This is a genomic window from Bdellovibrionota bacterium (assembly GCA_040386775.1).
In the GTDB taxonomy this organism is placed as follows: domain Bacteria; phylum Bdellovibrionota; class Bdellovibrionia; order Bdellovibrionales; family JAEYZS01; genus JAEYZS01.
The window spans coordinates 85,561-97,623 of record JAZKEU010000001.1; the positions used below are offsets into that span (position 1 = coordinate 85,561).

A 12,063-nucleotide genomic window follows, 5' to 3' on the forward strand; every position below is an offset into this window, starting at 1 on the left:
GAATCCTTATGCTTCTGTTTTCTTGTCTTCACAGTCGCAGTCTTTGTCGCCTTTTTTGTGCTTGTGAGCTTTGTCATTTTTTTTATGTTTACCGCAACCGCAGTCTTTGCATTTGCATTCTTTTCCAGAGGCTTCACATGCGCATGCCTTCTCTGCTTTTGGATCAGCTGCGTTTGCATCTTTAACCGCATCCTTAGCGTCAGCTACAGTTGTTGAAGCCGGTGCTTTACCTGCATTTTTGCCTTCTTGACATGGGCAAGCGAAAGATTTCTGTGAAACAGAAAAAATAAAACAAACGCCTAATAAAATACTCAATACCTTCATGGGTCTCTCCTTGTTGTTAGATCTGATTCTATGTTGTTTGATTAATTCTATCCAGCGAAAATAAAAAAACTCAAAGCCTTTCCTAAAATTTTTCTAAATTTTTAAGAAACTTTGAGTTTATTGACGCAATCCTGCGACCTGGTTACGCGGCCTTACCGATCATGGGCAAGGCGGCGGTAGATAACCAAGAGAAGTCGACACCGTGACCACGGCGCAGGTTTTTTGAGTCCAAACTTCGGTTTTATTCGTATTTTTAAAGCTTCCGAGGTATTCCGGAACATATCCTTTTGGATCCACCGTATTCTTAGCGCCGACACCCATAGTGAAGGTCACGCCACCGATAGTTGCCGTTGCCGTGTTTGAGCAAGTTGAATTTTTAGGAGCATCCGCATCCATATCACCGCAAGAAGTTGTAAGGTCTTTGGTTTCGCCATTGTAGGTGATATTCATTGCGCTCGAAGTAAATATTTTTCCTTTTCCATGAGAGAATACGTGTTCAAATCCATCAGTGAATTCACCCATGGCAACGTACTTCCTTCCACCGCTATACAAGAAAGTTCCTTTTAATGGCATATCTCCGGAACTACCCTGTCTGTAAACCGCGCACTGGCCAGTTCCGAAAGCCTGCTGAGTTACGGGGCTTCCTTTACAATCTTTTGAAGCCTCTTGGTTGATAAGAGGAGTCTTTATGAGATTTGGTTCTTCTTTTTCTTTGCAAGTACCAGATTCAACCTTGAACGGTAACATTCCCAACGTATCGGGCTTAGGGTTACAGATCACTTTTGCAGATCCTTTGCGAGAAGCCTTATCCCAAGGAGTAATGTTTGGATTGTCGTATTGAGTTCCGCCCACTTGCAGAGTTTCTCCGACCATGAGATTTCCAAATAAATTTCCAATGCAAACTTTTCCAGTCGAAGGATCACTCCACGTGATCATGGTTCCTGCAAAGGCATGACATGAACTTCCTTTGAGATCAGAAGAACTACACTCTTCTGCAAAGCAAGTTTTGGTTGTTGAAGGTTTTGGAGTCGTGCATAGCGCTTCTTCAACTGCAGCACCGTCATTTCTTATGCACGTTACTCTTCTAGTTTGAGTTCCTTCAGTTCCACACGCTATTGCGCTGCATGCGCCGTAATCTCCAACATACCAAGTGTAAGTGTACTCTGGCGGGCATTCTGTAATTGGGCACATTTGTTGAGATGGATATGCATAGCCTGGATCAAACGAAGGGATGACTCCATTGTTACAAATTCTCGACTGAGAATTACACGCGACTCCACATCTTGGATTTTTAGCCCACTGAGTGATTGATCCTCCATGAGGGGTAGATCCGCAAGACAAACAGTTTAAAGTTTGATTTTCTGGTGGAACGGTACAGTTTTGAGTTTGGCCAGTTGGTTTAGCGCCAACGCCGGTAACACACTCAGCATCTGGAGCCGTTGTTGTATTTCCCTCGACGGTCTTTTTACAAATGTAATTTGTGATGGGTCTTGTACCTGCAGAGGATTCGCAAGGACCTGTGCAAGCTCCAAATTGACTGGCTTCCCAAGAGTAAGTTGCTGGGCAAGAAGGTGATACTTGGCAAGTGGCAGGATTTTGAGTAAAGGTTCCTGCATTTCCACCAGTTTCAAAAACTCCGTTGATACAAGCTCTGAGAGTTGTATCGCAAGGTTTTCCTCCGCATTGGGCTGATTGTTTTGCGAACTCTACAGTTTCACCATGAGCGACGACAGCGTTAGTGAATGGATTGATACAGGATTTATTTCTAATATCAATCGTGTGAAAGAACGCAGGCTGTTCATCTTGTTCAAAATTTATAGCAATTGCCTTAACAGTGTAAGTTCCAGTTTGCGTGTAAGTGTGCGAGGTAAAAGCATCTGGAGCAAGAGTGTACTCATTAACACCGTCGTTATTCATATCCCAAAGAATTTGACCTTGGAAGCAAGGTTCAGCGTTGATTGAGAAAGGAGAAGTTTCTTCGTTCACGTATCCAATAGTCGGTCCACTGATCCCAGTTGGATTGACACAAATGTCATGGGCTAAAATTTGAAATGCTTTTTCTAGAGCGCAAGAGTTTCCATCAGATTTTTGGAAAGTGGCCTTTGCAACATAGCTTCCAGAACCTTCGTTAGCTCCATTGAACATATGGGACACGGTGGTTGTCGTTGTCGAAAGAATGTTGGTGCTGCCTTTTAAAAAATTCCATTGGATATTGTTTAAAGTGATTCCTGTTGGAGGGATGATTTCAAAGTTCACTGTCTTGTTGGGGTAAAGATTATTTGGTGGAGACATATCGATAGCGCCGCAAGAAGGTGAGACGTCGGTAGGGCCTTCGTTTGCAAATTCTTGGCTTTTATTTTTTGTACATGAAAGCAAACCGAGTGACACCGTCGTTATCACAAACATAAACAAGAAGTTGAATCTAAAAGATGATTTTTTCATTATGGTCCCCGAGGTTATATACTCTTTAAATTATACAACTCTTTATCGGGTTATGGTTAAAACTGTTGATGGACTTTAGAATGGAACGAGCAGGGATCAAGGCTTTGGTCTGGCTATGCTCAATGAGCAACGTTGCTAGTAGAAAATTTTTGCCATTTTGCAATCATGGCTGCCGTCATTCTCACGTGGCAGATATATCCATGAGAGCTCATTTCTTGGTGCTTAATAATCCCATCTCTTGAGAGTTCAAAAAGAAGCTGTTTATCAGCTAAAGGAATAAAAAGTTCGGTCGTGTATTCTCTAGAATCGATGGTCTTAATCATCTCTGCTTTGAGTTGATCGAGACCTGTACCTTTAATTGCCGAAATAAAAACACGGTGAGGAACATCTTTGATTTGGAATTTTTTTTCCAGAGGAGCTTTGTCAATTTTATTGAATGCATGAATGATGGTTTTGTTATCCCACTTTAAATCTTTGATAATGTCATTCACCGTTTCCATCTGCTGTTTCCATTGGCGGTGAGAGAGGTCAATCACATGGATCAACACATCGGCACTTGCAGATTCCTCGAGAGTGGCTTTAAAAGCTTCGATGAGTTTTGTCGGAAGTTTATTTATAAATCCCACGGTGTCAGTGAGGACGGCGCCGTAAGGATCGATTTCTAATTTTCTGGTGGTAGGGTCAAGAGTGGCAAAGACTTGGTCCATGGTCACCACATTTGCGCCAGTCATTGCATTCATTAGAGTGCTTTTGCCGGCGTTGGTGTAACCGATTAGCGCAAAGCTTGGAACGTTACTGGATTCTCTTTTGCTTCTTCTGGTTTTACGGGCAAGTTCGACAACTTCGAGTTTCTTTTTGATCATGGTGATTTTGTCTTTGATATGACGACGATCCAATTCAATCGCTTTTTCCCCCGGACCGACAGTTCCGATACCACCACCTTGGCGCGAAAGAGATCCGTGCCATGCACCGACCTGTCTTGAATATTGATCAAGAAGTTGGGCAAGTTCGACCTGGAGTTTACCTTCATGGCTTTGTGCGCGTTGAGCGAAAATATCTAAGATAAGTTGCGTGCGATCAACGATTGGAACACCGATGACTTTCTCTAAGTTTCTCGCTTGTACGCCAGAAAGTTGGTGATCAATAATGACAAGTTCTGCTTTAGTATCTTTGGCTAACTGTTGGAGTTCTTCGACTTTTCCGGAACCAATGAGTGTTCCCGGATTGTATTTGGGTAATGTCTGAGTGAGAGTGGCGACGACTTCGGCGCCGGCGGCCTCGGCCAATTCTGCAAGTTCACCTAAGCTTTCTTTGATATCAAAAAAGTTTTCGGTTTTAAGTCCTAATCCTACTAAAATTGCTTTCTCGCGATTTTTTCTCAGTTCTATATCTCCTACTTCCTAGCTTTCATCTCTGATTTCAGTACTCACTGTTGTGAGTACTATTTACGAGCTTTCATCTCTTTGATCACTTGAGTCTGGAGCGCGGTTAACGCTACAGTATTCACGATATCATTAACGCTGCAAGAACGCTGTAAAGTATGTGCAGGCTTTCTTAAACCCAAGAGGAATGGGCCTAAAATTTCAGCACCACCTAGACGTTGGAGCAGTTTATAGGCAATGTTGCCGGAGCTCAAATCTGGGAACATAAGAATGTTTGCACCTTTTTTGAGTTCAGAGAAATTGAATTGTTCTAGGATTATGCTCGGATCAACAGCTGTGTCCGCTTGCATTTCCCCATCCACTGCAAGGTGAGGGAATCTGTCTTTTACGATTTCTGCTGCTCTTTTCATTTTTTGTGGAGATTCGTGCTTTGCGGTGAAGTTTGAATAACTGAGCATTGCAATTCTTGGTTCGATTTCAAAGTACTGAGCAATCTCCGCCGCATCGATTGCAATCGATGCCAACTCTTCTGCCGTGGGATTTACGTTCAATGTACAATCTGAGAAGAACAATACTTTGTCTTTTAGAACAACGATGATCAGGCCAGAAGCCACTCCGGCTTTTGTTTTTCCAATGATCTCTAAGATTGGTTTTACTGACGTTGCGTAGTTCTGTGTAGCGCCGTTGATCACCGCATCGAGATCCCCAAGGTGAACAGCCATTGTTCCAAAGTAATTCGGATCTGCCATGAGTCTCATGGCTTCTGGAAGGTTAACACCTTTTCTTTTTCTCATTTCGTAAAGAGTTTGTGAATAAAGATTGAGATTAGGGTGCTGGCTCGGTCTGTGAATTTCAACATCTGCAAGTTGAGTTAAGCCAAGGCTTGCGATTTTCTTTTTTACCACGTCAGGATATCCATAAAGCACGGGTCTTGCGATCCCTTCTTCCAAGATAATGTTGCAAGCTTTTAGTACTTTTTCTGAGTGAGCTTCTGTGAATCCAATTTTTGGAAGGTCGGATTGAGATTTTTTTGCCGCAGTTTTAACTTTGTTGATGGCAGTTCTGATAAAACTTTTTGCAGCGCCTTGAAGAGCTTCGAGTTTATCATGATACTTTTCAAAATCTTGAATTGGAAGTTGTGCTACACCTGACTCCATCGCTGCTTTTGCAACCGCTGGAGCGACCCAGAGAAGAACGCGAGGATCAAAAGGTTTTGGAATAAAGTATTCGGGACCGAATTTAAATTGTTTCCCGCCATAAGCTCTAGAAACACTTTCCGGAACCTCTTCTCGCGCGAGTTTTGCGATCGCATGAACTGCCGCAAGCTTCATCTCTTCGTTGATAGAAGTCGCTCTCACATCAAGAGCACCTCTAAAAATAAATGGAAATCCTAAAACGTTATTCACTTGATTCGGAAAATCTGATCTTCCGGTTGCCATGATCACGTCTGGACGAGCGGCAATGGCTTCGTCAGGCATAATTTCTGGATCAGGGTTCGCGCAAGCAAATACGATGGGACGATCGTTCATTTTTTTGAGCATTTCACCTGTGACGGATCTTGCAACGCTCAAACCTAGGAATACGTCAGCGCCATCCAGTGCTTCGGTGAGATTTCTTTTTTTCGTGTCGTTAGCGAATTCTTCTTTCCATTTGTTCATGCCCTCTGTACGACCTTTGTAGATCACTCCTTTAGAGTCACACATGATTAGGTTTTCTCTTTTTACACCCAGATGAACAAAAAGTTTTGAACACGCATGAGCCGAGGCTCCGGCACCGTTCACAACAACTTTGATTTTCTCAATTTTTTTGCCTGCAATTTGAACAGCGTTCATTAATGCGGCACTTGTGATGATGGCTGTTCCGTGTTGATCGTCATGGAACACAGGGATCTTCATGGTCCTTTTTAATTCTTCTTCGATGATAAAACACTCAGGCGCTTTGATGTCTTCAAGATTGATTCCGCCAAAGGTAGGTTCCATAGCTTTTACGGCTTGGATTACATCTTCAGCCGATTCAGATCCTAGTTCGATATCGAAGACATCGATATCAGCGAATTTTTTAAAGAGAACGCCCTTACCTTCCATTACTGGTTTTCCAGCAAGCGGTCCAATATTACCGAGTCCAAGAACTGCCGTACCGTTTGTTATCACAGCAACTAAATTTCCTTTTGCCGTGTAATCGAAAACTTTTTTTGGATCTTTGGCAATTTCCATACAAGGCTGAGCAACGCCCGGTGAATAGGCGAGAGAGAGGTCGCGGTCGGTATCACAAGGTTTTGAGGTAATAACTTCGATTTTTCCGGGTCTACCAGACGAATGATATTCTAGTGAGTCAGTGTAGCGTGACATTTAAAATTCCCCTATAATGTAAGCCTTGAGACTATGAGGCTCGCTTGGAATAGTCAATGCGCTCTTTAGGTGTATCTAGAGCTACACTTTCTGCTATGCACAACGCAAGTTGTGAAGGTATAAAGATGTGACAATATTTCTCCAGGTGCTTATCATTTAAGGGTATTTAAAAAATCTTAAAAATTAAGACACAACGAATGAGGTTCACCATATGGCAAACGCAAACGCTAGAGATGTCGTCATTGTAGAAGGGGTGAGAACACCTTTTGCAAAATCTGGAACAGTTTTAAAAAATGTACATGCAAAAGATTTAGGCCGTTCCGCACTTAAAGAATTATTGCAAATGACTAATCTTGATCCCAAGTTAGTGGATGAGGTGATCATTGGCAACACGGGTAGTCCTTCGGACGCTGTGAATATCGCAAGAGTGGTTGCATTGAATGCAGGAATTCCTCTTGAAGTTTCAGCGCACACTGTTCACAGAAACTGTGCTTCTGCGATGGAAAGTATTGCGGGTGGATTTGATAAAATCAAAGCAGGTGTTGCGGACATCGTGATCGCTGGCGGAACCGAGAGCATGTCAGATATGCCACTTCTCTTCTCCAGAAGTTTTGCAAATAAATTTGGAGCCTTTGCTGCTGCAAAAACAATTGGTGCAAAATTAGGCGCGCTAAAAAAAATTAAACTCAAAGATTTAAAGCCAAGAATTTCTATCATCGAAGGTCTAACAGATCCATTTGTTGGCATTAATATGGGGCAGACGGCAGAAATTTTGGCTAAAGAATTTCAAATTTCTCGAAAAGAACAAGATGAGTTTGCGGTGAAGTCCCACCAAAAAGCCGTAGCCGCACAAAAGAGCGGACGTTTCGCCAAAGAAATCACGCCATTTTATTTGGGTCCAGATTACAAAAAAGTGATCACCGATGATGTCGGTCCAAGAGATGGTCAAAGCATGGAGCAACTTGCGAAATTAAAACCTTTCTTTGATAGAAAATTTGGAACGGTAACGCCGGGAAATTCTTGTCCGATTACAGATGGAGCAGCGATGCTTCTTTTGATGAGCCGAGAGAAAGCGCAACAGCTGGGATACAAACCTATCGCTTCGATCAAGTCTTACTCCTTCAGAGGTTTAGAACCAGAAAGAATGGGATTGGGCCCTGCATACGCTACTCCACACGCTCTGAAAAAAGCGGGATTAGAATTAAAAGACATCGGGCTTGTAGAGCTGAACGAAGCTTTCGCTGCACAAGTGATCGCTTGTGAGAAAGCGATGGCATCGGACAAATTCGCGCAAGAAAAATTAGGATTATCAAAAGCCGTCGGTACCATTGATCCTAGTAAGCTCAATGTGAATGGGGGAGCGATTGCTCTGGGTCACCCTGTGGGAACTACGGGGACAAGACTTGTGCTGACGCTGATGAAAGAGATGCAGCTTAAGAATGTTCAATTTGGTCTTGCTACCCTTTGTATTGGTGGTGGTCAAGGTGGCGCAATGATTATAGAGAGAGAGGCTTAACCATGGAAGTTCTAAGAATTAAAAAAATTGATAACGACATTTCGATGATGGAGCTGGATCTTGAAGGGGAGAAAGTAAATAAACTTTCAAAAGTTGCGCTGATGAAGATCAGCGAGACCCTAAAGCAACTTTCTAGTTCGGGATTAAAATGTTTGATCGTAATTTCAAGAAAACCTAAAATTTTTATCGCGGGTGCGGATATCGAAGAAATTAAAGATATCAAAACTCCAGAGGCTGCAAAAGATGCAGCTTCTCAAGGGCAAGGGATCATCAATCAATTTGAAGATCTTCCGTTCCCGGTAATTGCTTCGATCAATGGCGCATGCATGGGTGGCGGTACTGAATTGGCGCTGGCTTGTGATTACAGAATTGCTTCCGATGATCCTTCCACAAAGATTGGTCTACCAGAGACAAAGCTTGGAATTCTTCCGGGCTTTGGTGGATGTATCCGTTTACCAAGAGTGATTGGCATTCAAGCAGCTCTTGATATTATTCTCGCGGGTAAAGCGGTAGATGCAAAAAAAGCCATGAAGTTGGGACTAGTGGATGAAATGACTCCGGTGCTGATGCTCGAAGAATACACCATCAAGTTTGCAAAAGAAATTGTAGCTAAGGGCGCACGCAAGAGAAAGAAAGTTTTCTCGGCAAAAGGTTTACCGGGAAAACTTTTAGAAAGTCCAATCGGCAGACCCATTGTTTTCTCACAAGCTAAAAAAATGCTTTTGTCACAAACAAAAGGTCATTATCCCGCTCCGGTAAAAGCTTTGGAGGTCGTGCAGAAAACTTACGGCATGAGCAACAGAAAGCAAGCATTAGCTATCGAAGCCAAAGCCTTTGGTGAAGTGGCAGCTACGGATGTGAGCAAGAACTTGATCAATCTTTTTTACATGATGGAAGCCGTAAAAAAACAAACTGGTGTTTCCGATTCTAGTGTTAAGCCACTGAAGATTTCGAAGATGGCAGTTTTGGGTGCCGGAACCATGGGTGGCGGTATCGCACAACTGGGTGCCGATAAAGGTCTTGAAGTGAGAATGAAAGACATCAACACGAGCGCCATTGCTTTAGGATTTCAACAGGCGCAAAAAATTTGGTCAAAGCTTGTGCAAAAAAGAAAGCTTACACCAAGTGAATATGAGCAAAAACTAGCCCGCATCAGTGGTGGGACTAATTTTGATGGCTTTAAAAATACTGACGTCGTGGTGGAAGCCATCGTTGAAGACATGAACATCAAGAAAAAAGTTTTAGCGGAAACTTATGAAAACTGTAAGCCCGATGTGATCTTGGCGACCAATACCTCTTCACTCAGCGTGACCGAGATGGGAGCTGATCTTAAAGAACCAGAAAACTTTGTGGGCATGCATTTCTTTAACCCGGTTCACAAGATGCCACTCGTGGAAGTGATAAGAGGGGCAAAGTCTTCAGATGTTGCGGTGGCTACGATTTTTGATCTTTGCAAGAAAATGGGAAAAACTCCGGTCGTTATGAAAGATGGACCAGGATTTTTGGTGAATAGACTTTTGTTACCTTACTTGAATGAAGCGGTTTATCTTTTGGAAGAAGGTTACGCTGCCGAAGATATCGATAAAGCTTTTTTAAAATTCGGTATGCCTATGGGACCGTTACATCTGATTGATGAAGTGGGAATCGATGTGGGTGTGAAGGTAGCAAAAATTTTCCACAAAGCTTTCGGCGAGAGAGCCGCTCCTTCAAAGAGCATGATGAAGATTATTGAAACAGGAAGATTAGGGAAAAAGAATAAGAAAGGTTTTTATCTCTATGACGACAGAGGTTACAAATTAAATCTTGATCCTACGATTTACAAAGATTTAGGTCTCCCAATGCCGACTAAAAAATTGGATGCAAAAGTGGCTATAGATCGTTGTATTTTTGCGATGATCAACGAAGCGGCTTTAGCCTATTTAGAAGACAAGATCGTGGAAACTCCAGAAGACGTCGATATGAGCATGATCATGGGAACGGGCTTTCCACCGTTCCGCGGTGGACTGCTGAGATACGCAGACTCCGTGGGCAGCGAAAAGATCGTTGATACCTTGGAAGAGTTTGCGGTGAAGTTTGGACCGAGATTCAAACCGTCCAATCCACTGAAGCAAATGGCTAAGACGCACAGAAAATTCTATAACTGATTTTTAGATTTATTCTAGAAATAAAAAGCCCTGAACTATTCAAAGCAGTCAGGGCTTTTGTTTATCTGGTTTGTAAAGTTATTAAGGATTTTAACGGACACTCGATGAGCACTCTAGCTCAGAGCTGCGCTCGGTGGTTTGCATTACTGCTATCATGTTTTTTCTGGAAATTTCAATTCTAACAAATCGATCCCCTGCGCCTGTCAGCTTATCAAGCAATCCGGCACATAAAATCTTTCCTGCTTGAATGTCATCGTCACAAATAAACCTCGCATTAAGCGCGCCATTAAATCCTCCTAGACCTTCCAGTCTACCAGTAATGGTTTCTTCAATATCCAATCTTGCTTGGTAATCTATTGGTTTTCCTTCTAAACAGGAAATGCTTTCTTTTTCACTTCCGACTGCATTGATTGCAAGAGACATTAAAAACATGAACACTGTTACTTTTTTCATTTTTTCTCCAATGAAATATTTCAACGGTAAAGCTGGTATCCCTTTATTTAATTGTTTTACGGGCACTCTTCTGTAGAGCATTTTGCGATTTCTAGAACTTCTAAGTTTAAATTCTTAACTGGTGCGACGATCAATACTTTTTTAATGCAGCCAAAATGATTTTCGTACTTCATTGAAAATCCGGGAGCCGTAATCAGTCCTGAAGCATGTCCATCCTAAACGTGATCTACATTATTGTACGCCATTTCTGGATTTGATCCTGATTTCACTGTAACTTTTTTGTCTTCGACGACAACTTGAACTTTTGATCCAAATTGGTCTTGAGCATCACAAACGATGCGTTCAGCTTTTGCGGTACCTGCTGCTAAAACTAAGGCAATTGTTCCTAATATTGTTTTCATGATTTCCCCTTATTGTTTTCAAAAATAATCTCTAAAATCCTTGTGATAAGGTTTAGTAAGAGGGCAGGTATAAGTCAAATATGATATTCATTATACTTGTCATAACCTTATGGTTATTATAAAATTAAATTTCATTCAAAAGATTTAGATATTGATTCAAAAAATAGAATTTAAAGCGAGTTGTAGGCCATAAAAGCTAAGTGAACACCTGAAAAGCCATGCGATGTTTCTTGGCTTTGGCCTGACAAGAATAGGCGCGTTATTTTTTAAATGAATTTAGGGAAGAGAGTCTTGGTGTTTTTTAGAATCTGCGCCGACAATTCCTCTGGAGTTACTCCTTTAAGACCTGCGACGAATTCTCCTACGTGTGTCACGAAAGCGGGCGTATTCTTTTTTCCGCGTTGTGGAACTGGTGCTAAAAATGGTGCATCAGTTTCGACATGAATACGATCAAGGGGTAAACTTTTTACTATAGATCTTAGGTCCTCAGCATTTTTAAAGGTCACCACGCCGCTGATGGAAATATTGAATCCGATTTTTAAGGCTTCGTCTGCTAGCCATTGAGTACCTGTGAAGCAGTGAAGAAGTCCTTTAACTTTGCCTTGGTATTTTTTAAGGATTTCAATCGTATCTTCTTCAGCATCACGCGTATGAATTTCTACTGGCAAGCCCAAGTCCGCTGCCACTTGAAGTTGCCTTTCGAAAGCCGCTTTTTGTTCTTCCTTCGTGGAATTCAAATAGTAATAATCGAGTCCGATCTCACCAATGGCGATCACTTCTTTGTTTTGAGATTTTAATCTCAAATACTTGTCCACTTCGTCCGTATAAATTTTTGCATCATGCGGATGAACGCCCAACGTACAAAAAACCGTGGGGTAATGTTTTTGGGCAAAATCATAAACTTGTTCATGGTCTTCTGGGTTAGTTCCAATGTTAATGAACTTCTGCACGCCCAGTGATTTGGCTTTTTCTAAGCCAGCTTCTGCGCCTTCTTCGAGCATTCCAAAATGAGTGTGGGTATCGATCCATTGAACCATAAATCAATCCTATATG

The 12,063-nt window shown here is 42.1% G+C and carries 9 protein-coding genes; 2 read left to right on the forward strand and 7 right to left on the reverse strand.

Annotated elements, in window-relative coordinates:
• Window positions 1–6: 6 nt before the first annotated feature.
• The 4 genes from V4596_00420 to V4596_00435 all read right to left on the reverse strand — a co-directional run bounded on the left by V4596_00420 (window position 7) and on the right by V4596_00435 (window position 6,496).
• Complete coding sequence (locus V4596_00420; GenBank protein ID MES2767580.1) at window positions 7–324, reverse strand: hypothetical protein; 318 nt, start codon at window positions 322–324, stop codon at window positions 7–9.
• Between the two features lie 159 nt (window positions 325–483).
• Window positions 484–2,766 carry a thrombospondin type-1 domain-containing protein gene (locus tag V4596_00425; GenBank protein MES2767581.1) on the reverse strand — a complete coding sequence of 761 codons (2,283 nt, stop codon included), beginning with the start codon at window positions 2,764–2,766 and terminating at the stop codon, window positions 484–486.
• 119 nt (window positions 2,767–2,885) lie between these two features.
• Window positions 2,886–4,154, reverse strand: a complete 1,269-nt coding sequence (gene hflX / locus V4596_00430) for a GTPase HflX (protein ID MES2767582.1) — start codon at window positions 4,152–4,154, stop codon at window positions 2,886–2,888.
• Between the two features lie 53 nt (window positions 4,155–4,207).
• The gene (locus V4596_00435; GenBank protein MES2767583.1) at window positions 4,208–6,496 is read right to left on the reverse strand and encodes an NADP-dependent malic enzyme; all 2,289 of its coding nucleotides are present in this window, start codon (window positions 6,494–6,496) and stop codon (window positions 4,208–4,210) included.
• A 211-nt stretch (window positions 6,497–6,707) separates the two neighbouring features.
• On the opposite strand from V4596_00435, the gene V4596_00440 reads away from it, so the two are divergent.
• Together V4596_00440 and V4596_00445 are read left to right on the forward strand one after the other, a co-directional pair.
• Entirely contained in the window at window positions 6,708–8,012 is a 1,305-nt protein-coding gene (locus V4596_00440) for a thiolase family protein (protein MES2767584.1), read from the forward strand.
• Window positions 8,013–8,014: 2 nt separating this feature from the next.
• On the forward strand, window positions 8,015–10,156 hold the full coding sequence (locus V4596_00445) for a 3-hydroxyacyl-CoA dehydrogenase NAD-binding domain-containing protein (GenBank protein ID MES2767585.1): 2,142 nt from the start codon (window positions 8,015–8,017) through the stop codon (window positions 10,154–10,156).
• Between the two features lie 90 nt (window positions 10,157–10,246).
• Here V4596_00445 and V4596_00450 read toward each other — a convergent pair whose 3' ends face one another.
• From V4596_00450 to V4596_00460, 3 genes are all read right to left on the reverse strand, one after another.
• Complete coding sequence (locus V4596_00450; protein ID MES2767586.1) at window positions 10,247–10,609, reverse strand: hypothetical protein; 363 nt, start codon at window positions 10,607–10,609, stop codon at window positions 10,247–10,249.
• A 215-nt stretch (window positions 10,610–10,824) separates the two neighbouring features.
• Window positions 10,825–11,010, reverse strand: coding sequence for a hypothetical protein (locus V4596_00455; protein ID MES2767587.1), 186 nt, complete (start codon window positions 11,008–11,010; stop codon window positions 10,825–10,827).
• A 266-nt stretch (window positions 11,011–11,276) separates the two neighbouring features.
• Window positions 11,277–12,047 (reverse strand): TatD family hydrolase, encoded by a 771-nt coding sequence (locus V4596_00460; protein ID MES2767588.1) that lies wholly within the window; start codon window positions 12,045–12,047, stop codon window positions 11,277–11,279.
• Window positions 12,048–12,063 lie beyond the last annotated feature (16 nt).